General features: G+C 42.9%; 26 protein-coding genes, 1 pseudogene, 1 riboswitch and 1 other annotated feature (1 of these 29 only partly in view). Of the genes and pseudogenes, 3 read left to right on the top strand and 24 right to left on the bottom strand.

The features are described 5' to 3' along the window. The 6 genes from WMO62_RS01475 to WMO62_RS01450 all read right to left on the bottom strand — a co-directional run bounded on the left by WMO62_RS01475 (position 1) and on the right by WMO62_RS01450 (position 6,857). Positions 1–1,104 carry a cobalt-precorrin 5A hydrolase gene (locus tag WMO62_RS01475; RefSeq protein ID WP_117497957.1) on the bottom strand — a complete coding sequence of 368 codons (1,104 nt, stop codon included), beginning with the start codon at positions 1,102–1,104 and terminating at the stop codon, positions 1–3. Beyond that, positions 1,101–2,246: a cobalt-precorrin-5B (C(1))-methyltransferase CbiD gene (cbiD, locus tag WMO62_RS01470; RefSeq protein WP_117497955.1), complete on the bottom strand. Its 1,146-nt coding sequence runs from the start codon at positions 2,244–2,246 to the stop codon at positions 1,101–1,103. The genes WMO62_RS01475 and cbiD overlap by 4 nt, the downstream gene beginning before the upstream one ends. Before the next feature lie 6 nt (positions 2,247–2,252). After that, positions 2,253–3,326 carry a nicotinate-nucleotide--dimethylbenzimidazole phosphoribosyltransferase gene (gene cobT / locus WMO62_RS01465; RefSeq protein WP_349143567.1) on the bottom strand — a complete coding sequence of 358 codons (1,074 nt, stop codon included), beginning with the start codon at positions 3,324–3,326 and terminating at the stop codon, positions 2,253–2,255. An 18-nt stretch (positions 3,327–3,344) separates the two neighbouring features. Beyond that, on the bottom strand, positions 3,345–3,668 hold the full coding sequence (locus tag WMO62_RS01460) for a NusG domain II-containing protein (protein ID WP_349143566.1): 324 nt from the start codon (positions 3,666–3,668) through the stop codon (positions 3,345–3,347). Between the two features lie 80 nt (positions 3,669–3,748). Beyond that, positions 3,749–6,244 (bottom strand): excinuclease ABC subunit UvrA, encoded by a 2,496-nt coding sequence (locus WMO62_RS01455; protein WP_349143565.1) that lies wholly within the window; start codon positions 6,242–6,244, stop codon positions 3,749–3,751. A gap of 76 nt (positions 6,245–6,320) precedes the next feature. Then, complete coding sequence (locus WMO62_RS01450; protein ID WP_349143564.1) at positions 6,321–6,857, bottom strand: hypothetical protein; 537 nt, start codon at positions 6,855–6,857, stop codon at positions 6,321–6,323. A gap of 137 nt (positions 6,858–6,994) precedes the next feature. On the opposite strand from WMO62_RS01450, the gene WMO62_RS01445 reads away from it, so the two are divergent. Next, positions 6,995–7,636: a VanZ family protein gene (locus tag WMO62_RS01445; RefSeq protein WP_349143563.1), complete on the top strand. Its 642-nt coding sequence runs from the start codon at positions 6,995–6,997 to the stop codon at positions 7,634–7,636. Here the strand turns inward: WMO62_RS01445 and WMO62_RS01440 are convergent. From WMO62_RS01440 to WMO62_RS01420, 5 genes are all read right to left on the bottom strand, one after another. Continuing rightward, positions 7,633–8,094: a DUF2798 domain-containing protein gene (locus tag WMO62_RS01440; RefSeq protein ID WP_118438621.1), complete on the bottom strand. Its 462-nt coding sequence runs from the start codon at positions 8,092–8,094 to the stop codon at positions 7,633–7,635. The genes WMO62_RS01445 and WMO62_RS01440 overlap by 4 nt on opposite strands. Positions 8,095–8,254: 160 nt before the next feature. Then, a complete protein-coding gene (locus WMO62_RS01435) occupies positions 8,255–9,289 on the bottom strand; it encodes a helix-turn-helix domain-containing protein (protein WP_349143562.1) in 1,035 nt (344 codons plus the stop codon). A 120-nt stretch (positions 9,290–9,409) separates the two neighbouring features. Then, positions 9,410–10,222, bottom strand: coding sequence for an alpha/beta hydrolase family protein (locus tag WMO62_RS01430; RefSeq protein ID WP_349143561.1), 813 nt, complete (start codon positions 10,220–10,222; stop codon positions 9,410–9,412). Between the two features lie 36 nt (positions 10,223–10,258). Then, positions 10,259–10,795 carry a hypothetical protein gene (locus WMO62_RS01425; RefSeq protein ID WP_349143560.1) on the bottom strand — a complete coding sequence of 179 codons (537 nt, stop codon included), beginning with the start codon at positions 10,793–10,795 and terminating at the stop codon, positions 10,259–10,261. Continuing rightward, complete coding sequence (locus WMO62_RS01420) at positions 10,795–12,174, bottom strand: AAA family ATPase (RefSeq protein WP_349143559.1); 1,380 nt, start codon at positions 12,172–12,174, stop codon at positions 10,795–10,797. The genes WMO62_RS01425 and WMO62_RS01420 overlap by 1 nt, the downstream gene beginning before the upstream one ends. 154 nt (positions 12,175–12,328) lie before the next feature. Here WMO62_RS01420 and WMO62_RS01415 point away from each other — a divergent pair, with 154 nt between their 5' ends. Next, positions 12,329–12,661 carry a type III PLP-dependent enzyme domain-containing protein gene (locus WMO62_RS01415; RefSeq protein ID WP_349143558.1) on the top strand — a complete coding sequence of 111 codons (333 nt, stop codon included), beginning with the start codon at positions 12,329–12,331 and terminating at the stop codon, positions 12,659–12,661. Further along, positions 12,606–13,361, top strand: a complete 756-nt coding sequence (locus WMO62_RS01410; protein WP_349143557.1) for a hypothetical protein — start codon at positions 12,606–12,608, stop codon at positions 13,359–13,361. Before WMO62_RS01415 ends, WMO62_RS01410 begins: the two co-directional genes overlap by 56 nt. Positions 13,362–13,367: 6 nt before the next feature. Here WMO62_RS01410 and WMO62_RS01405 read toward each other — a convergent pair whose 3' ends face one another. The 13 genes and pseudogenes from WMO62_RS01405 to WMO62_RS01345 form a co-directional block, all read right to left on the bottom strand. After that, on the bottom strand, positions 13,368–14,630 hold the full coding sequence (locus WMO62_RS01405) for a saccharopine dehydrogenase family protein (protein ID WP_349143556.1): 1,263 nt from the start codon (positions 14,628–14,630) through the stop codon (positions 13,368–13,370). 100 nt (positions 14,631–14,730) lie between these two features. Then, a riboswitch (glycine riboswitch) is annotated at positions 14,731–14,810 on the bottom strand. A 223-nt stretch (positions 14,811–15,033) separates the two neighbouring features. Beyond that, positions 15,034–15,960, bottom strand: coding sequence for a calcium/sodium antiporter (locus WMO62_RS01400; protein ID WP_118440824.1), 927 nt, complete (start codon positions 15,958–15,960; stop codon positions 15,034–15,036). Positions 15,961–15,971: 11 nt separating this feature from the next. Next, the gene (locus tag WMO62_RS01395; protein ID WP_349143555.1) at positions 15,972–17,348 is read right to left on the bottom strand and encodes an ATP-binding protein; all 1,377 of its coding nucleotides are present in this window, start codon (positions 17,346–17,348) and stop codon (positions 15,972–15,974) included. Positions 17,349–17,445: 97 nt separating this feature from the next. Further along, positions 17,446–18,621 (bottom strand): flagellin lysine-N-methylase, encoded by a 1,176-nt coding sequence (gene fliB, locus WMO62_RS01390; RefSeq protein WP_349143554.1) that lies wholly within the window; start codon positions 18,619–18,621, stop codon positions 17,446–17,448. 124 nt (positions 18,622–18,745) lie between these two features. Then, positions 18,746–18,937 carry a hypothetical protein gene (locus WMO62_RS01385; protein ID WP_117497940.1) on the bottom strand — a complete coding sequence of 64 codons (192 nt, stop codon included), beginning with the start codon at positions 18,935–18,937 and terminating at the stop codon, positions 18,746–18,748. Between the two features lie 67 nt (positions 18,938–19,004). Next, positions 19,005–19,436, bottom strand: a pseudogene (locus WMO62_RS01380) (FKBP-type peptidyl-prolyl cis-trans isomerase); the annotation flags it as partial. Between the two features lie 81 nt (positions 19,437–19,517). After that, a complete protein-coding gene (locus WMO62_RS01375; RefSeq protein ID WP_349143553.1) occupies positions 19,518–20,123 on the bottom strand; it encodes a hypothetical protein in 606 nt (201 codons plus the stop codon). 4 nt (positions 20,124–20,127) lie between these two features. Then, positions 20,128–20,595: an RNA polymerase sigma factor gene (locus WMO62_RS01370; RefSeq protein ID WP_349143552.1), complete on the bottom strand. Its 468-nt coding sequence runs from the start codon at positions 20,593–20,595 to the stop codon at positions 20,128–20,130. 92 nt (positions 20,596–20,687) lie between these two features. Next, on the bottom strand, positions 20,688–20,933 hold the full coding sequence (locus WMO62_RS01365; RefSeq protein WP_117497932.1) for a DUF6718 family protein: 246 nt from the start codon (positions 20,931–20,933) through the stop codon (positions 20,688–20,690). Positions 20,934–21,120: 187 nt separating this feature from the next. Continuing rightward, a complete protein-coding gene (locus WMO62_RS01360) occupies positions 21,121–22,101 on the bottom strand; it encodes a diaminopimelate dehydrogenase (protein ID WP_349143551.1) in 981 nt (326 codons plus the stop codon). A gap of 36 nt (positions 22,102–22,137) precedes the next feature. Next, positions 22,138–22,398, bottom strand: a complete 261-nt coding sequence (locus WMO62_RS01355; RefSeq protein ID WP_349143550.1) for a hypothetical protein — start codon at positions 22,396–22,398, stop codon at positions 22,138–22,140. Further along, positions 22,395–23,366, bottom strand: coding sequence for a carbohydrate kinase family protein (locus tag WMO62_RS01350; protein ID WP_349143549.1), 972 nt, complete (start codon positions 23,364–23,366; stop codon positions 22,395–22,397). Before WMO62_RS01350 ends, WMO62_RS01355 begins: the two co-directional genes overlap by 4 nt. 161 nt (positions 23,367–23,527) lie before the next feature. Then, positions 23,528–24,475 (bottom strand): bile acid:sodium symporter family protein, encoded by a 948-nt coding sequence (locus WMO62_RS01345; RefSeq protein ID WP_349143548.1) that lies wholly within the window; start codon positions 24,473–24,475, stop codon positions 23,528–23,530. A 73-nt stretch (positions 24,476–24,548) separates the two neighbouring features. Beyond that, positions 24,549–24,738, bottom strand: a binding site (T-box leader); it runs 59 nt beyond the window's last position.

Below are 24,738 nucleotides of genomic sequence, written 5' to 3'. Positions count from 1 at the left end.
CTAGTCCTCCATACAAACAGTATAATCTTTTACAGCAGCTGCCACAGTCACACCATTATGAGCTGTTTTTCGAATCAGCAGTCGGCTGGTTCCGGCTCCTTTGAGTGCTGACCGTTCACACACATTTCCCACACCTGCCACAGAACGGACAAACGCAGACTCCGTAAATCCATCCTCCGATCGCACCTGCTCCAGTTCTTCCGCACTCCAGGTCACAAAAGGAACTCCCAGTTCTTCTGCGCAGATCCTGATTCCCTCTTCATCCTTTTTCAGATCAATAGATGCGATCAGACAGATACTCTCCTTAAAGATCTGATTCTGTTCAAGAGTTTCCCTGATCAGTGCACGGATCGACTCCGCTTCCGTTCCCCTCTTGCAGCCGATTCCAAGCACCACTGTCTTCGGAACCAGATGAAGTGTGTGGGGGAAGGGCCGGTTCTTCCTGTAGGTGATGGAGAATCCAAGAGGAAGCAAGTTCTGCTTCTCCGCCTTCGTGCCATCGGACTCCACACCATACAGATTCTCCACCTGCGTAAGCTCTGCCGGAACCGTTCCCAGCACCGGAAATGCACTGCATATCCCTACTTTTTTATCTTCCACCAACGCTGCAGCAATCTCCTTTGCCAGTGGCATGGAATCTATGTAGAGATCCCTTCTGGCTGCAAATGCATCCACCGCAAATTTTCCATGAAGATCTGTGGCCGTCGTGATCACCGGCTCTGCACCGATCCATTCTGATACCAGGAGGGTCAGCGCATTGGCACCGCCAATATGACCGGACAACAGCGAGATGGCATGCCGTCCCTGCTCATCTACCACGATCACCGCCGGATCCGTCTTTTTACTTCTCACATACGGAGCAATACTACGCACCGCAATGCCTGTGGCTCCGATGAAGATCATGGCATCCACCGCTGCGAACTGCTCTTTTGTCCACTCCCGGAGACTCTGTGTCAGAACCTGCACATTTCTGCAGTCAGGTATCTGTGCCTCTTTCTTCTTAATCCATGCCCGGCAGGTCATCTCTCTTTCTGAAAATTCTTTCGAGAGTCTCTCCGCCAGAACTGCCCCATGCTCTGTAAAGCAAATCACTGCTATGTTCATGTCTTATCTCTTCCAATCTTTTTCACCAGGTCTGGTACGTTCTTTGTCTGACCAAGGATGCCGAATACATTGGAAAATGTAATCACGCCCAGTTCCAGTTGATGCTGAGCACGCTGGTTCACATAGAATTCCATTTTTTCCATGATCCGCTCCATGACTGGTTCCATCAGATCCGCTTCTTTCAGATATTTCAGTGCATCATCTGTAGTCACACACTCCATCATCTTCTGAAGCAGCTCCACCGGTGCACCCAGCAACGCCGCGTGAACAGTCAGAAGCTCCATTCGCGCATCTGCATTGTGCGAGTGAGTATTCATAATACCGCCTGCAAGCTTTACAAATTTTCCAATATGTCCTACCAGTAACACGCCTTTGGCTCCAAATTCTACCGCTGCATCCAATGCCTCTCCTACGAAATTGCTGCATTTCACAGCATCTTCCAACTGAAGTCCATGACCATACTGATCAAGAAAATCAATTCCGTAGTTGCCCGGAACCACCAGCAGATACTCCATGCCATTTGCCAGCTTCTGCCGCATCTCTACCCGGATTGTGTCGATCAATGCCTGCTCACTCATAGGCTCCACAATGCCACTGGTTCCAAGCACCGAGATACCTCCCACGATTCCAAGCCTTGGATTAAAGGTCTTTGCCGCCAGCTCCACACCAGATGGGATACTGATCACCACAGACAGTTTTCCATGGTAATGATACTGTTCGCAGACAGCTTCCAGATTTTCCCGGATCATCTGGCGCGGCACCTTATTGATGGCAGCAGCTCCCACCGGCTGTTCCAGTCCAGGCTTTGTCACCCGGCCAACACCAATGCCTCCATCAATGATGATCTGTGCTTCATCTGCCGGCTCCCGGCTGACTTTCGCATAGATCAGGATTCCATTGGTCACATCTGGATCATCGCCTCCATCCTTCTGAATCGCACAGCTGACTGCATTGTCCTCACGGCTGATATCCAGCACTTCCAGCCGAAGATCGATTCCCTTCGGAGTATGAAGCTCCACATAAGAAATCTCTTTGCCTGAAAGCAGCATGGCAGCAGCTGCCTTTGACGCCGCTGCTGCACAGGAACCTGTGGTATATCCATATCTTAATTTTTTATGATTCTTATATACAAATTGTTCCATTTTTGTTTACACCTGATGCGTATATGCTTCCACATGACCGCCCTCAAAAGTAGCCACATGATAATAAACATTCAATGCCTGATCGATCAGAGACAGACCCATAATCGCACCTGTTCCTTCTCCCAGATGCATGCCTGCATGAAGCGGTGCTTCCATTCCCAGTTTTTCCATGATCATTTTTGCCGCTGGTTCTGCGGAACAGTGGGTCGGGATCATATATTCCTTTGCAGTCTGGTTCAGCATACATGCCAGATAAGCGGATACGGCAGAGATGAATCCATCGATCAGGATCGGCATCTGACAGATTGCCGCTCCCAGATAACAGCCAACCATTCCTGCAATATCAAGTCCACCTACTTTTGCGATCACATCAATGGCATCCTTGGGGTCCGGCTTATTTACGGCAATCGCACTTCGGATGGCATTGATCTTTCTGTTTAATCCTTCACTGGAAAGACCTGCTCCCCGGCCTGTCACATCTGCAGGGTCTTTTCCAAATAAGACCGCTGCACAGGCAGCGCTGGTGGTCGTATTTCCGATTCCCATCTCGCCGGTCACGATCAGCTGATAACCTTCTTCTTTCAATTCCTTTACGATCTCAATTCCCGTAAGAATTGCTTTCACACACTCTTCTCTTGTCATGGCCGGTTCTTTTGCAATGTTTCCGGTACCATAACGCACCACCCGGTTGCGGATCTTTGGATGTACACCATCCGTCAGTCCTCCGATGTTGACCGGAATCATATCACAGCCAGCCTGATGACTCATAACGCATGCGGTAGACAGATCATTTCCCATATTTTCCAATACCTGCATCGTCACAGACTGGTCTGTCTGCGTCACGCCTTCCTTTACAACTCCATTATCTGCACCCATGATCACAACCGCACGCTTATCTGGATGCGGACGGTCATCTCTCATAATCCCTGCGATCTGGACCAATGCTTCTTCCAGCCAGCCAAGACCTCGCAGCGGCTTACAAAGTCCATCCCAGTTTTTCCAGGCCGCTTCCATCACCTGTCTGTCAATCGGTGTGATTTCTTCCATCTTCTGCTTCAGTTCTTTTTCCAGTTCCATCATCTATCCTTCTCCTTTGTCTTACTGCTCTACGATCTGCACAACAACCTTATTGGGCATGCAGACGATCATATCATGTTCCTGATCGATCCATCCCGTGTGCACACAGATCTGATCCAGGCAGTCTGCATAGAGCATGTGGACCGCTCCATCTTTGATCTCCAGCCGGTTACCCTCTCCTACATCAATAACTCGATCATCCTTAAGGCTATAGGTTCCGATCTCCTCATTATCCTTACTGATCATCACATAACTTCCCGTCTGACGCCCCAGCAGCAAATATACCCCTAAGACTCCTGCCGCCAGCAAAACTGCCGTCGCCAGGATCCAGTCATTTCTTTTCATGAACGATTCCATTACTCCTGTCTGTACTCATTTGGATAAAATTTTAACATATTTATAGAAAAAAATCTACGGGCATCTCTTCAAAGAAACCTTCCTGTGACACTGTCCAGATTCTTCGCCACCTGTTCCGGTGTTCCTGCTGCCACGATCCGTCCGCCTGCTTCTCCGCCGCCTGGTCCCATATCAATCATGTAATCGGCGTTTCGGATCACATCCAGATCATGCTCGATCACAATCACCGTGGCACCATTGTCCACCAGTGTCTGAAATACCTGCAGCAGTGTGAATACATCCAATGGATGAAGACCAATGGTCGGCTCGTCAAACACAAAGACAGAATCTGACTGACCTTTTCCCATCTCACTGGCCAGCTTCAGCCGCTGGGCCTCTCCACCTGACAGGCTGGGTGTCTCCTCTCCCAGTGCCAGATATCCAAGCCCCAGCTTTTCCAGCACTTCCAGCCTCTGATGGACTGTCTTCAGATCCTTGGTTGCCTCCAACGCCGTATGCACATCCATCTCCATCAGTTGCGGCAGCGAATATTTCTTCTTTGCTTTATTTTCGTAAATGATCTGCCATGCTTCTTTTTTATATCTGGTACCACGACACTCCGTACAAGGAATGTCCACATCCGGCAAAAACTGTACATCCAGACTGATCTCGCCGGTTCCGTCGCAGACCGGGCAACGTAATGCTCCGGTATTATAGGAGAAATCGCCTGCCTTATAACCGGCATTTTTCGCATCGACTGTTCTGGCATAGACCTTCCTCAGTTCATCGTGTACATTAGCATAAGTTGCTACTGTGGAACGAACATTGATTCCAATGGGTGTGGCATCGATAAGCTTCACATGAGAAATGCCTTCCGCCTGAATCGCTTTCACATAAGCCGGTAACTTTCCTCCACTGGTCACCGCCTGCAGTCCCGGTATCAGACTTTCCAGAACCATTGTCGTCTTACCAGAACCTGATACACCTGTCACAACGGTCAGCCGTCCTTTGGGAATATCCACCTCCAGTGGCTTTACCGTATGAATTGAATCCGTAGACAGATGAATGATTCCCATTGAAAACAGTTCCTGCTCTGCGGTCTGTTTTCGCATCTTTGCATCTGCCTTTCCCGACAGGAATGGTCCTATCATGGATGCTTTATTCTCTGCAATCTCAGGGATGGTTCCCTGCGCGATCACATGCCCGCCGCCTGCACCTGCTTCTGGTCCCATCTCAATGATCCAGTCAGACTCCTTGAGAATCTGCGTGTCATGGTCTACCAGAAGTACCGAATTGCCATCTGCAATCAGATCATGCATCACCGCATTCAATCCCACAATATTCGATGGATGCAGACCAATCGATGGCTCATCCAGCACATACAATACTCCTGTCGTACGGTTTCTTACGGCTCTTGCCAACTGCATTCTCTGCCTCTCTCCGGTAGACAGAGTTGATGCCGCCCGGTTAAGGGACAGATAAGAAAGTCCCAGATCCATCAGTCTCCTTGCTGCTGACTGAAAGGATTCACAGATACGCTCTGCCATGGGACGCATCTCCTCCGGCAGAGATTCCGGCACACCTGCCACCCATTCCACCAGTTCACCAAGCGTCATCCGGCAGGCTTCATCCAGACTGATTCCCCGAAGCTTTGGTGCCCGTGCCCGATCAGATAACCGACTTCCGCCACATTCTGGGCAGGTCTCTTCCTTCAGGAATTTTTCCACACGTTTCATGCCCTTTTCATCTTTTACCTTTGCGAGGGCATTTTCAACCGTATAGACTGCATTATAATAAGTAAAATCCAGTTCTCCTGCCTGGTTACTCTTCTTTGCTTTATAAAAAATATGCTTTTTCTCTGCCGGACCATGATACACGATCTCTTTTTCCTGATCTGTCAGATCCTTAAATGGAATATCGGTCCGAACTCCCATCTCCCGGCACACATCCGTCATCAACGACCACATGAGACTGTTCCAGGGAGCCACCGCCCCATCATCAATCGACAATGTATCATCCGGCACCAGTGTATCAAGATCCACTGTCCTCACACTTCCCGTACCGCCACACCGCTTACAGGCCCCCTGGGAGTTGAATGCCAGTTCCTCCGCGGACGGTGCATAAAAATGCGCTCCACATTCCGGGCAGATCAGCTCAGAACCAGCCGCCACAGCAAGAGTTGGTTTCAGATAATGACCATTGGGACAGCGATGACTGGCAAGTCTGGAATACATCAGCCGCAGACTGTTCAGAAGTTCTGTTCCTGTTCCAAATGTACTGCGGATTCCCGGCACTCCCGGTCTCTGGTGAAGTGCCAGTGCTGCCGGAACATGCAGCACCTCATCTACCTGCGCCTTTGCAGCACCAGTCATTCTCCTTCTGGTATACGTGGACAGAGATTCCAGATATCGTCTGGAACCCTCCGCATAGAGCACACCCAGAGCCAGCGAAGATTTTCCGGAGCCGGAGACACCCGCGATTCCCACGATCTTGTTCAGTGGAACATCCACATCTATATTTTTCAGATTGTGCACCTTCGCACCCCGCACCTGAATGCAGGATGGTGCTGTTGATTCTTCTCTCATTATATTTCACCTGTTGTTTTGTTTATTTCACAGATTCTCTTTATTAGTTCCCGCATTGTCACAAACAAGCAATCTGTTACATACTCAGTGCCGCTAACAATGTATGATATCTCTCTGACATTTCTTTAATATCCTGCTCGCTGACTCCATAATAGCGATATAGTTCCTGTGAGATTTTCCGAAACTGTTTCGCCTCCTTTTTCCTGCCGGAATATGAGATAGTAAATTCCTTCCAGTTATAATCAATCTCCATTTCCAGACATCCATCAACGGTTTTCAGTTCATACACATGAAAATCCATGGATATTTCCTGATCCTTCTTTTGACGCCACATAAGACTTTCCTTCAAATTTCTCTTCAAATCCTGATACTTGCTTGTGTCTGTCGACAACTCCGTCATACCATATGTTTTTCTCGCATACTTCACTGTCTCTTCCAGCGTATGTGTCCCCACTACAATTTTCTTTGCTGCCTGTCTTCTTTTATATTGATAAATTGCGTTCCATATTTTGATCTTTAACGGCTGTCTGTCCATTTTACCTGCAATAAAAATACTTGTAGTTCCATCTGCTCCGCCAATAATCGTAACCGAACTTTTCTTCTTATTTTTCATAAGTACTTCACCCCAACTCATCATATCTGTCAGTATAACACAGAATCCTCTCACTGCCGCTCTTCTTTAGAAAACTTTAAGAGATTTCTAAACCGGCTCTTAATAGAATCCTGTCATAGTAATGGAAATGATATCCAATGGAGGACCAATCTATGATTTTTAATCTACTTTCAGCATATATGAGCTTTGACATCTTTTCGGTATATTCTTTTATCTGCTTTATTCTGCCCGGTTCCGTGTGGCTTTTCCTTAACAGACAAAAAATTGCACACAAAAGATACCGACAGCGGCATATAATCTGGATTTATATTTATATGCTGTATTGCTATCTGGCCGTGAAAAAAGTTGCCGGAATCGGAACAATCTGGGATTTGATCAGCCATGGAAAACTGGATTCAACCATCAATCTGATTCCATTTTCATCAGAGGGTTTTGCCACTTATATTTTAAATATTATCATGTTCATGCCTCTTGGATTTTTGCTGCCACTGATCTGGCGAAGATATCGGGAAATGGGAAGAACTGTTCTCACAGGTTTTTGTATGTCTCTGTCCATTGAGCTTTCACAGTTGTTTTGTCTACGGGTAACAGACATTGATGACCTGACGATGAATACACTTGGAACCGCCGTTGGTTTTGGCTGCTGGATCGCATTTCGCTGCCTGTTTCCGAAAGCAGGCAGCAAAGCAATCAAAGTCAGCAGCGCAGAACCTCTGGTTTATCTGTTTGGTGGCATACTGGGAATTATACTTTTGTATAACTGGCGGATCTTTGGTTAAGCAGTTTTCTTCTCTCTGAAAATAGTTCTGAAAATCAATCTTACCAGCGGTCCGCAATAGAACATCTGATAACAGATCGCCATCGGGAAATTCATTCCCCAGGTCTGTACCCATGTTCCAAATGTCTTTGTATCCTTGAACAAAATAGTTGCCACCAGGCTCATCAGTGGGCACATGATACAGCAAATGCAAATGGAGATCGCATAGGTAATAAACTGCGGTCTGTCATTCGGTGTCATCACTGTAAATGCCAGCATTCTGGCAATCTTTCCGACAACAAAGAACTCCAGCACAAATGCGATTGGCACCATAATCGGCAGTTCATGAACTGCCATTAAAAATGTCTGTCCTGTCACACCTCCTGTGTTAAGTGCTACATTGTAGACAACCATTCCGTACACCATAATAGTCGCCATAATAGCCGTGAATACTACATCCTGAAATTTGTTTTTGGGCATAAAAAATCCTCCTGATCATAATGAATAACTGTTTTGCATTTTTGCATGTGTTGTTCGTTATCATCCCGGAGGAGTGTGCGTTTCCAATAGTAACCACAAAAGCTGGTATATTGTATCACACTATTTTATTTTATGTAAGACTTAATTTTAATTTTTCAAATTACTGCCTCACCAGTCTTTGCCAGCGTTTATCTTCCTTCAAGAATCCATAGCTTTCTTCATTCTGGAAACATTTCAGTAAATTTTCTTTTAAATCTGTCTTAAATTCATCACTTGTTTCTTTGAAATCCATGTGTTCGTACAGTGGTGCTTTTCTGAATTCACCAATGTGCTCCACGCTGGAAAGCATTTTCTCCATGATAGAAATAACTGCATCCGCATCCTGTTCCAGTGTTGCCAGTTCCAGACCTGGAGAATTCTCATAATATGCTCCCATTTCAAAGCAATGCGCCAATTCTTTTTGCTTTTCAGCGATTCGATGTGCTCTTTCCCGGTTATTTTCCTGTAATGCAAGCATATAGATTCCCTGAAGTTCCACGCTAGCTCTCATATAATCCGAAAATAAAAGTTCTTCATACACCTTGTATGCTTCTTCCAGTCTTCCTGTTTCTGCACAGATCTGCGCTTTTTTCCGCTTCTTCTCAGGATTTTGCTGCGACAAATATTCCAGATACTTCTCAGCTCTGTCATACTGCTTCTTTCGCAAATAAAAATTGGTCAAAGCATCCGCCGCTTTTGTCCGAATATTTTCATCCTCGCTGTCTAGTGCCCGTTCATACCACCCACATATAAATTTCTCATATTTTTCCTGCTCAGAAACTCCCTGAAAAATACCCTGCGCATCAAGGATTGCTGCAAAGTTCAAAGACAGTGGTTCACAGTTTGGATATTGCTCCAGCACCTGCTTCATCCACCGAAAAACTTCTTCATAAGATTTTTCTTTCATTATCTGAGCAGCCTGCTCAACGAGATCTATGATTTCCTGCTCCGTCAGATCCTCCTGAAACGACAGCAACGTATCCAGAGAAATATTTAACAGTCTGGCAATCGGTGCCAATAATGTAATATCTGGACAGGAATTTTCATTTTCCCACTTATTGACCGCCGGAGCAGTCACTCCAAGTCTTACCGCCATCTCTTCCTGTGTTAAGTTTGCAAGCTTTCTGTATTTCCGGATTACTTTTCCTATGGTCATCGTCCGTTCCTCCCTGTCTGATCCAGTATTTTCTGTTAGAATCATCATAGCAGACAGGCAGAGGACACACAACTGAGCTGTTGTTAAATCACTGGTTAGAAATTTAACTGATGTTCATATTTATTTAGAGATTTTAACTCCACCCATAACTTCTGCAAACCAGTCCGCAGTCGCACCCAGCACATGTTCCGACATCGTTTTATCCTCTGACAATACATTAAAAATATGATCTGCGCCAGGCAATATCAGCATCTTACTCTGCTCATTTGTACTTTCTGCCATAATTTCTTTCATATGACTGCACGGAACAATTTCATCCGCAGCACCGGCAACTGCCAGCACCGGACCTGTATACTTTTTAAGCCCATCCATAGGAGTTGTGTTTTCAATCTCATCAAACCACTGTTTTGATAATAGAAGATCATCTCTCCATCCCATAGGAATTCTTGCATATCCACGTTCTTCTGCTTCCTGATAATATTCCTGAAACCATCCCTCAAATGCCCCTCTTCCATTCTGGCAGGCACCTGACCAGCTTGCCACACAAGTAAATTCCTGCGTTTCTTTTAATAATTCTGCCGCAACACGCGCTCCCTGACTGAAGCCAAGGATTCCGATATTTTTCTGATCAATATACTTCAGACCACAGATATACTGACATGTTCTCTTCGTATCCTCCACTTCACCAAGAAATGTCAGTTGCCGCTGATCCGCTTTGCTGTCACCACAACCCGCATAATCTATACGAACAGAGGCAATTCCTCTTTGCAGCAGTTTTTCTGCCAGAATCGCAAACAGATTTCCTACTTCATTTTTCTGTGCTCCTGTTCCATGGCATAAAATAACCGCTGGCATCTTATTCGCTGTTTCTGTGTAGCTTAAGACTCCTGGAATATCGTAGTTGTCACCTTTTATAAGTACCGATTTTTCCATAACTGATCCCCATCCCCCAAAAAATACTTTTACCTCTTACCTTTTTCTTATTAATTCTGGATATTGATCCAATACACGCATAATATTACTGGTGTTACTTTGATACTCTTCCATCAGAAGTTTCTTAGAATCAACCGTACTAATTTGTTTTCTTGTTTTAAATCTAGCAGCTTCTTTCCCCTTTTGGCTGTCAGCAACTTTTTTTCCAATATACACCTGCTCTACATCTTTACAAAACCAAACAAATTCATAGCCTGCTCCAGCACAGTATTTCCTTACTTCTTCCAAAAAATTTCGATCATCAATCTTATTATCATAATCATCACAGTCAAAACAGTAAATTACATTAGTATGATTTGTTTTTGATGTAGACTGATATTGAGATATCAAAGCTTTTATTTCTCTCTCTTTCTTGTTGCTGTTATAATTGCCTTTCCCATCCATATAGACAGCGCTTAACTTCACCTGTGTCCGATCATAGGAATAAAAATGTTCTACTGTTTCTTTAATATAAATCCAGTCAGATTTACTATGCTTGTTAGTTTCAACAACAAATATCAACTGTAGTCCCACTATTCATCCTCCCCGTCTAATCCAAAAGCTCCTATAAAGTCAATAGAATCAATGTTAAACGGAGACCCTTCAATCATTCCACTTCTGTAAAGCTTTGAAGGTGAATAATTTCCATTTTTTCTCCACGAATAGATTTTATGATCTTCCGACAGGAAGTCTATCGACTTCTTACGTTGTTTCAAAACATCCATCGGCCCAACATTATGCGTTGTAAAGCAAAGCTGTCCCTCTCCATATTCCATAAGATATTCCAGCAATGCACACAAATACACATCGTGAAGATTAGAATCTAATTCATCAATAAAAACAATTCCTCCCTGCACCATTTCTTTTAAATATCCAAACAATCTGATCAACTTCTTTATTCCCGTACTTTCAAATTCTGCATGAATCTTATAGGAATCATAAACCATAATCAGATCGCAGATAAACACATCTTTATTTTCTTTTTTCTCAATCTCAATCTTTTTTAAATCTGGTTTAAAAATATGCAGAAATTCAAATAATCCATCAACTATTTTTTCAAAATGCTGATACATGGACTTATTAACAACATTCCCAGAAACTGATAATACTTCACGAAAATCATTATTTGGTTTCCATAAACGATTTATCATCAAATTAATTTCTGTATTATATTTTTTCAAATCTTCAGGATGTTCTATGGAGTTCCGTACAACATATTCTCTGTGATTATCGGATTCATCCATATATACATGCAGATTTTTCCCCAAAAAACAAAGTATTGCCAGTTTAAAGAAAAGCAAAGAGTTTTTCCCTTGATCATTATCGTAAAACATTTTAAAAATCTTTTCAACAAATAGCGAACTCATTGTTGACGACGACAATAGGTTCATTGTTTTTTGATAAACAGTTTTTGAAATTTCATTTTCTTTTTCCTTCTCATATAATGAAATTATCTCTCCATTGGAAATTCTGAAAATAGTTTCCATCTCCTCTTTTTTTGAAAATGCATTTCGAGATAATAATTGTTCATGAGAAATCACATATTTTTCATTCTCATCTTTCGACAAAGTAATCTCGTAACGGAAATACTCGACCGTTTTTCCCATTTTCATCAAATAATCCAACTGTATAAATAATTCTTTTGTTCTTTTATTAACAATTTCCTCTAAATTTTTCTGAATAATTGGATTATTTAAATAGCTAGAATCCCAAATCAAATTTTTCAATATTTTAACCGACATGATAATACCCGATTTTCCGGAACCATTCACTCCATAAATACCCTTAATATTGTAATTCTGTACATCTAAATCTTTCTCTATGGTTTTTTTGTAAAAAGATAACGTAACCAACGTATCTATATTTTTAATTCCTTTTACTGAATAACTGACTAAATACGCATTTTCCATCATCAATTACCTCCTGATATTCATAGTATAGCACTTGTTCGAAGAAATATAAATACATTTTGTATATTTTTATTTGCTATTTAATTTCCCATCTGCATCAATAGCATGATATAATTATCTGAAATTACGAATTTAATATCCGAACAGGAGGAAAAACATGGACCAGAAAAAGCTTACATTTATACAACAAAATGCTCCCTGCTATCTTTATGACAGGCAACAAATCATAGAACGGTGCCAGTTTCTTCAGTCAGTCATGCCTGATGAATTATTCTTGTACTCCATAAAAACCAACCCATTTGCACCTCTGGTCGCATCTATTGCTGCACAGGGATTTGGAGCTGATGCAGCATCTGCAAATGAAGTATTGCTGGCAGTACAGACTGGAATTGCTCACGAATCGATTTTCTATTCTACACCGGGAAAAAACATTGATGACATTGAAAAAAGCCTGGGAAAAGTGTACCATAATTGCAGACAGTTTTTCTGAATTGCAGCTTCTGGAAACATATGCAGCATCAAAAAATGCACACATTTCTATCGGTGTGCGTGTGAATCCGAATTTTTCTATGGATGGTACACCAGCAGTTCCAAGCAAATTCGGAATTGATGAAAATCAGCTCATGTCTTCTGTTCTAAATTTTCCTCATCTCAGAATTGCAGGAATTCATGTTCATCTTCGTTCACAGATTCTTGATGCAGATTTACTGTGTACATATTATCAAAATTGTTATGCACTAGCAGAACGTATCAGCCAAATGCAAGGAATAGATCTTTCATTTATTAATTTCGGCAGCGGAATCGGAACTGTCTATGATATTTCAACTGAAAAACCTCTTATTTTCGAAAAACTCGGACAGACCATGAAGGAACTGCATGAACGAAATCTAAAAAGTCTGAACGCAAAATTTATTCTCGAAACCGGTCGTTTTGTAGTATGCAATGCAGGATCATATTATACAAAAGTAGTAGACCGAAAAATATCCTGCGGAAAAACATTTATTGTAGTTCAAAATGCCATGAATGGATTTTTACGTCCCGCTATTGCCGAATTGCTGCGGCAAAACCTTGGTGATTTTTCATCCAGTGGTCAGGAGCCATTATATACATCCGCTACACAATGTACATTTCGTATTTTGAAAAAGAAAGGAAATCCCGAACAGGCAGCACTTTTTTACAGTGCTGCCTGACTTTTCTTACTTTTCTTTTACTGGCAGTTCCATCACATGCCATTCATATCCAGTCTCATCCATCAACTTCAGATAAGGTTCCGGATCAAAATATTCCGGTGAGAAGACTCCGGCTTCTTTCCAGATTTCTCTGCCGATCAGTTCAATTGCCAGTGCTGCGCCAAATCCGGTCTGAGCCACTACTGCCTGAGAACCCCAACGTGCCATTGATGCCTGATTATCAAAATTCTGATACAGGAAATACTCTTTTCTTGCGCCGTCTTTTTCTCCGATACAATGTACGCCCACCAGCATCTCACCAATCATTTCCGTTCCGATGTCTTTCGGCTGCGGTGCACAGGCTGCTACCACATCTCTCGGAACCACCTTCACATTGCCCACCTGCACCGGCTTCAGACTGCGAAGGCCCAGATGATCGATCACCTTCAGTGCTGTGATCAGATTGTCATCAAGGCTGATCTTGAACGTTGCCTTTTTAAGTCCATACTGCTTCAGAAAACGGGCAAATGTCACAACTTCCTCATGCTCTACTTTAACCAGTGTATTTTCACCGACTCCATCCGGCATCAGAAATGTCTCCTGGCCGGCAAAGGCTTTTTCTACAATAAGTCCGCCCTTTTCCTGATCATACTCCACATTGGGATTCATCACTTCATCCAGAACCGTCCATACATTGAATCCAAACTGGATCGCATCCGGGTCTGCTCCTGGCACAGAAAGATTTCCACCATCTTTCACATGTGCTTCTGTCATCCTGTCAAACAGATGGGTTGCCGCATACTTTGCAAAGACATTGACCACACCCGGATCGATACCAAGACAGATCACTGCCATCTGTCCCTTTTTCTTCCACTGTTCATGCCGATCAAAATTATATTTTGTCATAGGTTCCGTGTAGCTGTTCTCAATTCCAAGGCCATATGCTGGTTCCTCCATAGGAACAGACCAGGTTCCCATATTGGCATAATTAGCTCCGGCTTCATAGGCAGCATCAAAAATATAGTTACTGGCAAATGGCGGTGCCGCATCCATCACAAAGTCAATCTTATGATCCTGGATCAGGTCCTTCATCTGTTCCTTGTCTGTTGCATTGATCTGCGCATAAGAAAAGCGCTCATCTGCCAGAAGATCCACTACCTCCTGCGCTCTGGAAGCATCATAGTCCCCCACCAGCACATAAGACAGCCATTCTCCCTTTGGATCGCGCCATTTTAAAATCTTCAACATACTTTCACCGACTGCTCCGGCTCCAACCAACATCATTCTCATTGTTTATTCTATCCTCCATTTGTCTTATTGCATCTCCATATATGATGCACTTTGTTTTAAAACAAACAAAAACAGAGCGCACAGATGCCTTATTGTACATCTGTTGCCCTCTGTCCTTTTGCCAGTTGGTTATAGCCACGTAGGCGATGGAATGATTCCATTCTCTCCAGAGTTCCGTGAGATTACCTTCCTTTTGCCTGTCAGTTTCTTCCTGAAAAAGATGCCTTTCCAGGTTTTGCTTCTTCGGCCCCGGTGAATTCACCGATGTCTAGAGTAATCGTTAGCCGGTCATATATACATATATCATATCATGTCATCCGGCATTCTGTAAAGAGGAATTCCTAAAACAAATCATTCAAAACGTCTGCCCAAAATCCACAGCAGCATCACACTATATTATTACTTACATGCATAAATATGCAAAATATGCCGCATAACACAGCAACATTACAATTCCGCAAGATCTTCGAAGTTCCTTATGTCTGAACGTGCCAACCCACAGTAATATACCGCTGAACACGGCCACTCCGGAATCAATCAGGAATTTGGGTTCAAATGGAACCGTACAGATAAGTGCTGTTGTTCCGATGACAAATAAAATATTGAAGATATTACTTCCCACAATATTTCCAATGGCAATCCCTACATTACCTTTCTTCGCCGCCATCACAGAAGTCACCAGCTCTGGAAGAGATGTACCAAATGCAACGATGGTCAGACCGATAAATCGCTCACTCATTCCAAAATATCTAGCAATTTCAGATGCCCCGCTCACTGCAAGATCACTGCCCTTCACAACCATAAATCCGCCGATCACCATAAAAAGGATGCATTTCCATACAGGAATATTTCTTGCTTCCTCTTCTTCCTGCCCTGTCCCTTTTTTCGCCATAATAAATAGATACACCAGAAACAGAATAAATAGAATCCAGAAAATCACGCCCTCCGAAAATGGAATGGATGCGGCTGTCTTCCCAAATATCATCATTACAACTGTAATGGCTGTCATAAAAGGAATCTCATAATATAACGTTGATTTCTGAATCGCAACATTGGTGATCACTGCTGTGATTCCAAGAATCAAAAATACATTCAGAATGTTGCTCCCAATTACATTTCCAATGGTAATTCCTGCATTACCATTCAAAGCTGCCGTAATACTGACAGCTGCTTCCGGCATACTGGTTCCCATGGCAACAATCGTGAGACCCACGATCAACTGTGGAATACCAAGCTTCCTTGCAATACTGGCTGCACCTTCCACAAACCAGTCCGCCCCCTTTACCAGCAGGACAAATCCTAATAATAAAATCATAATCTGTAATATCATTTCAATGCTCCTCATCTATACAATTCACTTAATTCAATCAATATGCGATTTTCTTCTTTTTCACAAGTAAATCCCCCTCTTGAAAAAAAACCATATTTATAACATTTCAGACCAGTTTGTTCTACCTGCCGAATTTCATTTTGAACAATACTCTCTGTGACAGGATCTTTTCTGAATTTTGCTTCATAGAAAATATACCCCCTGTCATCTTGTGTTACAATATCAAATTCCCCGTTCTTCTTTTCAGCAGGATCATCATAATAATATTTTCCTATCTTTTCAAAGATCTCATCCATCAGACCTTTTCGATTTTTTCTGATCAGATACTGTTTGCAGATCCGTTCAAAACTTTTCGGCACATATTTCGTTTCAAAATCATCTGAAATATATCTGTCATAGAAAACATCAGGGTCCATAATATTCAGTCTCGACATATTTCTAAAAATATATTTATAATAAAATAAAGACAGATTATCCGAAATAAAATATCCTGATTTTTTCTTGTTGTTTTCATCGTTAATAGGGGCTTCTTTTGCAACAACATCCATACGCATCAGTTTATCAAGAATGTCAATCAATGCCGGTCCACTTGAAACATTCGACTGATCCAAAATATCCTTATATCGGGAAAATCCTTTTGCGAGTGCTTCAAAAACTTCATTCGCATTTGTAATTTTCGAAATTTCTGAATTCAGATACATAGATACTTCATTCTCCAGACGTGCACCCGGAGAAGCGATCAAATCTATGATGTTGTCCCGCACACTTTTTCCAGAATTGATCAATCGGTTATAATACGGGATCCCCCCAAACACACTGAATAATCTTACCTTATCTTCATCTGAAAATTCAGAATAAAACAATGCCGATTCATAGTAATCCATCGGTTTCAGATTAAGTGTAAGATCAATTCTTCCATACAACGGATTCTGTTTTTCCAGAAGCGCCTTCATCGTATCCACATAAGATCCACAGACAATCAGCTTCATATTCGAAGTATCTTTATAGTGATCTATAACTGATTGTAAAATGCTGTCAAGTCCCTTTGAGTTCTCACGCAAATAAGGATATTCATCAAGAACAAGGATCAACTGTTCTTTTTCCGCTTTTTGGAACAGAAACTGCAACAAAACTTCCATATTTTCAAATGCAGGTTTGGGGAATTCAAACAGTTCACTGATAAGTTCTGCCAGACTGTCTACATTATTCTGTTCTGTCGTTTGCTTACACTCATAATAAATACTTTTTATCTCTGTTTCTTTTAGCACCTGCTTAATAAGCTCACTTTTTCCAATCCGTCGTCTTCCATAAATCAGTGAAATCATCTGTCCATCTGTCTGAAACATAGTACACAGTTTTTTTCTTTCGATTTCTCTTCCATAAAACATACGCAGAATCCTCCATGTACTTAGTATAATAAAGATATACATAAATGTCAATTTTTATTCGGTTTCAACCGAGTCAATAACAACCGAATAAAATACTTTATTCTTCTTCCAGTACACATCCTTCCGGTGCATATGTTTCAAACAGCCAGTCTTCCAGGGCATTTAAATTATCATCGGAATGTTCAATTTCCCGTGCATACCAGCAAGATATCTGTTCCACATCCTGCATAGAAAGCTGTTTACCATTTTCCAGCCACCGCGTGATCAGGAACTCCTGGATCCAACGAACCGAAAATAATGCCAGCTCCATCTTGGAACAGACCATATCGTCATAGACGGCTCCACAAAAATATGTATAGACAAAGAACATCAGAAGCTGCTCACCCAGATTTTCCCATTCTTCTTTATGGTCACTCAGTGCTCCGTACATTCGATGAAATTCTTCACAGATCTGCCGATAATTTTCTTCGTTTCCCTGATAAAGCCATCTGTCAGCGTCACCAAGCACCTTATCCCATGTCGGACGCAAACGTTCCAGTCTGCGAAGCACCTGAAGTTCTTCTTTTTGCTTCTCCCACTGATGAAAGGATGCAGCATCCACGCCTTTTTCAGAAAGACATTTTGTCACAAATTCCTGCAGAGTTTTCTCTTTCTGATGGCGCAGGCAATCCCGTAGAAGCTCGTCAATATCAAACTCCTGTCCCTCTTCCATACAGATCTGATAGCTCTGTGCCAGTTGTTCTGACACTGCCATCCGAAGAGTCAATGGAATCTTTCTGTCCTGTATAACAGAAAAGAGAACATCTCTGGTATCCTCCAACTGGGAAAACATCATGAAATCAAACTCTTCAAAATCATCCTCTTCCTCTGTCTCCTCTTCCAGAAACCGAACCGGATCTTTGCAGGATAGCATGATCCTTGCAGCTTCCGGACAGGAAAGAGACAATGATAGCTCCCGGAGCCCCTCATATTCTTCCGTATGTCTTGGATACATGCGACATGTATCACAGAGTGCATCCGGCCCCAGTTCCTTGTAGAGCTCACATAGATTCTTATCATTTAGAAATGCACAGCGGCTGTTGTTTTGATAAAAGCACTCCTCTTCCCAGTCGATAGAATTCCGCAGACGTTTTCCAAACTCTCCCGGTTCTTTTCCGTATCGATCCAGTGAATCCTCATCGATCATAATCTGCCATCCGGCACAACAAGTGTCCGGACAATCAGCTGCCGTACAGACAAATTTATCATAATAGTGTGGTTTTAAATATCGCATTTTTCCTTCTCTTTTCTCTAACTAGTACTGATTTGGATTACCGTTTTAACATATTGACAAATGTCCGAGATCGCATTTTCAATTTTTAATACGAACTCGGACATTTTGTCAGTACATTTCTGATTCACTTTTTATCTGGCTTCTGCGACTCTACTTCTGGCGGCTTATATGGATAAATCTCTTCATAAGCCTCACGCTGTGCATCATTTACCGGTGCTCCAGGTATGAGACCAGTACAGTCGTGCACCGAGGCTGCATTTGCTAGATAATCATAGTCATCAATGAGCTGCTGGTTTGTCTTTTTCTTTTCCTTCATGACTGCCTCCTGCTGATGTAGCTGCTTTTACATCCTTTGCAGTGTAGTCTGTCCAGATTTTCAGAAACTATTTTACTTCCACAAGCTCAATCTTGAAATTCAACTCTTTTCCTGCCATCTCATGGTTAGCGTCAAAGGTGATCATGGTCTCATCCTTCTCTGTTACTTTCACCGGAAACTGCTGACCATACTGGTTGCTCAGGTATATCTGCTGACCAATCTGAAGATCTTCTGATCCAGGAAGCTGAGCAATCTCAACCTTGATGATAGCTTCCGGATTCGGCATTCCATATGCTTCTTCCGGCATCAGATGAATCTCTTTTACCTCTCCCACTTCCATATCAGCTACTGCTGCGTCAAATCCTTTGATCATCTGACCTGCTCCGCAGACAAACTCCAACGGTTCCCCGCGGTCATAAGATGAATCAAACTGTGTTCCATCATTAAAAGTTCCTCTGTAATGTGTACGGCAGGTTTTTCCTACGTTACGTCCTGTCATGGTATCCATGCTGTGATCCTCCATCTGTTTGAAATATCTTCTACAGTATACCGATATTTTAAGTTTTTCACAAGGATAAACTCAGTTAAATTCTCCTGGTGTCAGATAACGTTCCGGACTCAATGCATATCCATTCTGATATTTGACAGTCATATACTGGATCGTATCTCCATCTTTCAGTTCCACATAGCAGACGCCATCTTCAAATTTGTCAGTAATGTCCATCTTCTGATTTTTGTAGTAAATCCATACACTGCCGTCTTCCTCATACTCCACTTCCGGACTGTTGATCTCTTCCATCAGTTCCTCTTCTGTCAGTGACCGCTCAGTTCCATCGTCTTCAATGGCAACGCCGCCTCCACCTCTGTGTACTGCTTCGCCGTTCTCATCTTCATAATCAAGTGTATAACTTCCATCTTCCACAACAAACTGGGCATCGGTCTGATCTCCATGGATCCAGATCTGAATGGTTCTCTGGATTCCGCCCACATTCATGGCATAAGCTGCCGTCCCAGAACCCAGAACAACCACACATGCAATCGCTGCCACAGCTGCCTTCGGAATATGATATCTTCTCTTTTTCGTTATAACCTGCTTTTCTTCTGCCATCTCCACTACCTCCGTCAACAGATCAGGAGAAGCATGCAATTTGCTGAATGTCTTTTGAAATTTTTCTCTGTCTGTCATCCTTTTACTCCTCCTTCAAATACACTTTCAGTTTTGTTTTTGCACGGAAAAGTCTGGTGCTGACGGTCTTTCCGGGTAGACCTAACAGATCAGCAATCTCCTGAGTGGAATATCCTTCATAGTAAAATAACAGTAGCGGAACCCGATACTTCTTGTCCAGCTTCATGACTGCACAGAACAGATCCAGATAACTCTTATCTTCAAACCCCAGTGTCTCCGCATAGTCTTCAATATCTTCCATGTGATTCCGCGGGGAACGAAACAGCATTTTGCATTGATTGACCGTGACTCTGATCAGCCAGTTTTTCATATGGGAATCTGATTCAAATTCCTTCGTTGTCTTGTACAGTTGTATCAGAACTTCCTGCGTCACATCATTTGCATCATGGGAATTTTTCGTCCAGCTATATGCCACCCGATAGATCATATCCATGTACTTTCCGGCAAAAACTGCAAATTCTTCTTTCGACATATATATCTTCTCTCCTTAAGGCCTTACATCTAACATATGCATGAAGGTGGCAGTTTCTTTCAAAAAAATTACCAGGTCTTTGCAGACCTGGCCTAAGATGCTTTATTAAGTCTTCCAACCTGATAAACAAAGTCTTTGACATTCTCAATATAATTGTATGGTGCATACTCTGCATAGATTTCCGGATCATCCAGCACAACAATTTGAACACCTTCTTCACGAATCGCCTCCAAGGTTCCAGGAAGGCACCTCGCTTCGTTAACTGTTTTACAACGGTATGCAATACAGCCTTGTTGATCAAAAATCTTTGCAATTACATATATTTTTTTATCACCCATTGCGTTCCATCTCCTCCATTCTTGCCAAGAAATCAGTTTCACTCTTAATCTGTCCACTTTGATATTCTTTGTATTTATGATTATTGATATTATATCTGTTTTTCCATGAAATCTCGACTTTATAATATACTATATATATGAATACCGCAAGATCCATGGATCTTGCGGTATTCATATATTTCATTATTTACAGAAGTGTTCTCCGAAGTTCTGCACCATCTTTTGCACTCAAATATGCCGGTGCAATATCAAATACCGTCTTGCAGCCTCTCTGTCCTTCCTGATACAGACGATATGCAGCTCTTGCATAGGCAACGATCACACAGGAAGTGAATTCCGGGTTGGAATCCAGCTTCAGGCTATACTCGATCACATGATTGTGCTCCAGATCCCAGCCAGTCTTTCCGGAACGGATTACAAAACCGCCATGCGGAATTCCGCTGTGATTCTTCTGCAGTTCTTCTTCGCTGATAAAATGAACCGTCGTGTCATAATCTGCAAAATAGTTTGGCATAGTCTTAATGGTCTCTTCTACTTTTGCTGCATCAGCACCTTCTTCCAGAACCACAAAACACTCTCTGGTATGTTTCTGTCTGGTAGTAAGCTCCGGATTTTCTCCATTTCGCACTGCCTCCAGCGCAGACTCTACCGGTATGGTATACTGCTTGCCATCTTTTACGCCCTCTACACGACGGATCGCATCAGAGTGTCCCTGGCTGACACCTTTGCCCCAGAAAGTATAATCCTTTCCTTCTGGAAGAATTGCATTTGCATACATACGGTTCAGCGAAAACATACCTGGATCCCAGCCTACAGAAATGATTCCGATATGACCACTCTTCTTTGCTGCTGCATCCACATCATCGAAATGCTCCGGAATCCTTGCGTGGGTATCAAAACTATCTATCACATTAAATAACTCTGCATACTTTGGTGTCTGTTCCGGAAGATCCGTTGCACTTCCACCGCAGAGGATCAACACATCAATTTTATCCTTCCACTGTTCTATATCATTCACAGAACAAACCTCTGCATTCTTTGTCAGAATAGATACCTTCTCCGGTGCACGTCTGGTAAACACTGCGGCAAGCTCCATGTCCGGATTCTGCTTGATTGCACACTCTACGCCTCTTCCAAGATTTCCATATCCTAAAATACCAATTCTCATGTTCTATCCTCCTGGTCGTTGTCTCTTTCTCTATAGCTATTCTGCATCAAAATCTACTTCAAACACACCTTCCGGTGTGCGCATGGTCAGGATGCCCAGATTAAAGTTCTCATCCTGAATCGTGATGTGATACTCAAAGACCACATCTTCTTCAAACTTAGATAACAGAAGATAGGTTCCATTTTCTTTTCCTTCGATCTGATCGCAGATATCATTGTACACATCTGCACCGGAAATTTTCCGTGGATACCCGGAACTCTTTATTTTCAGTTCGATTGCTTCATATAATTCGTTCATGCAGTGACCTCTTCCAATTGTTTTTCCACTTCTTCTCTGGTCGGAATCGCCGGAATACCACCACGCTTCTGTACACACAGACCAGCTGTTGCATTTCCCTGAATCGCACATCTTGCGATCTCTTCCTGCGTCAGATCTTCTACCTTTTTATGAAGTGCAAGGAATCCGCTTAAGAATCCACCCCAGAAGGAATCGCCTGCGCCTGTTGTATCCACAACCGGAACTTTAAATCCCTGTACTCTCTGTTTTCCTTCTTTTGTTGCCACCAGCACACCGTCACCGCCCAGTGTCACTGCCACCAGCTTTGGTCCCATGGCAAGAAGCTGATCTGCTGCTTCCTCGTAAGTTGCAGCTCCGGTCATCAGCAGACACTCTTCATCGGATACCTTCATCACATCAGCCAGTGGAATTGCCGACTTCATTCCCTCCACCGCCGTCTTCTCATCTTTCCAGAGCGATGCACGATAATTCGGATCATAGGAGATCACCGCACCTGCCCTTTTTGCAATGGCTGCTGCTTCCATTGTAGTTCCTCTTGCCGGTTCATCCGTCAGTGACAGAGATCCAAAATGAAAAATCCTGCAATCAGATAATAATCTTTGATCCAGTTCCTCTTTGGTAAGCTGTGTATCTGCACCTGGTTTTCTTGCAAAGGAAAACTCCCGTTCGCCGCTCTCGTCGATCGCCACAAATGCCAGTGTAGTAAAATAATCAGGATCCTCAATGACCGCATCTGTACTGATTCCTTCTTTTTCCAGTGTTTTCTTCAGAAATGCCCCATGCATATCGGCACCCACTTTACCTATAAATGCAGTGCTGTATCCCATGTGGCTTGCCACGGTCAGAAGATTCGCCGGAGCTCCGCCCGGATTCTGCTCAAACAACCGTCTTCCGTCTTTACTCTGTCCTGCTTCTGTAAAATCAATCAACAGTTCTCCCAGCGCTATAATGTCAACCTGTTTTGCCATGTTATATCCTCCACGATTTTATTATAGTAGCTCATTATTTTAAAAATTATAACATGTTATCGCTGTATGCACAACGGAAGATGCAGCGCATATTTTCCGCACTACAAAAAAAGATCTGCATTGTAATGCTCTCACAACGCAGATCTTTTCTTTGTTTTTACTTATGCATTTTTCTTCTCAGCAGTTCTTGCATAGAAGTTTGCAAGGATCGCACCGGATACATTATGCCATACACTGAATACAGCTCCCGGAATGGTTGCCAGCGGATACTGTGCGAAATGTACGGTTGCCAGTGAAGTAGCCAGACCGGAGTTCTGCATACCAACCTCAATAGAGATTGCACGGCATTTGCTCTCATCCAGTTTGAGCACACGGCCAACTGCATAACCAACCAGATAGCCAAGTACATTGTGGAGAATCACTACACCGATGATCAGGAGACCACAGGTCATGATCTTTGCAGAGTTTGCAGATACAACAGCTGCTACGATTGCCACGATTGCCGTAGTGGAGATCAATGGAAGGACCTCAACTGCAGCTTCTGTAAATTTCTTAAAGAAATGATTGATAATAAATCCAAGCAGGATCGGTACGATCACAACTTTGATGATGGATATGAACATGCTTACTACGTTAACATCTACAGTCTGTCCGGCATACAGCTTGGTCAGAAGCGGAGTCAGGAACGGTGCCAGGATAGTGGATACAGAGGTCATACCAACGGACAGTGCCACATCACCTTTGGACAGGTATGTCATAACGTTGGAAGAAGTTCCTCCCGGGCAGGTACCTACCAGGATCACACCAACGGCCAGCTCCGGGCTTAAGTTAAATACTTTTGTCAGACCAAATGCCAGCAGTGGCATAACGGTGAATTGTGCAACACATCCAATGATAACATCCTTCGGACGGCTGAACACAACCTTAAAGTCGCCAGGTTTGAGGGTCAGTCCCATACCAAACATTACAATTCCAAGTAATGTGTTTACATAGCTTGTTTTGATAAAGCTTACAGTTGATGGTGCAAATAATGCAACCAAAGCCATCAGGATTACGATGGCAGCCATATAACGGCTTACAAAATCGGTGATTTTCTTAAGTACTTTCATTTCAGTCTCCTCTTTCTCTTCCCTATTTGTATATGCTTCTTCACATTCCGGCATAAAAAAACCTCTGCCCCTATAAAGAGACAAAGGTTTCTATCCTCTGCGGTACCACTCTTTTTGTCATTTTCATGACCACTCGTTTCTCATCTTATAATGAGCGACAGAATAACGACTGTCAACCGTCTGAATCTACGCGGTATTTTTGTTTTGCTTCTCGACTCAGATGCTCAGAGGTGATTTTCGCTGAAGCTTCCTCACTGCATTCC

It is taken from the genome of Hominiventricola aquisgranensis (genome assembly GCF_040096225.1).
Lineage (GTDB): Bacteria > Bacillota > Clostridia > Lachnospirales > Lachnospiraceae > Hominiventricola > Hominiventricola aquisgranensis.
This window is presented reverse-complemented; position numbering and strand designations above follow the sequence as displayed.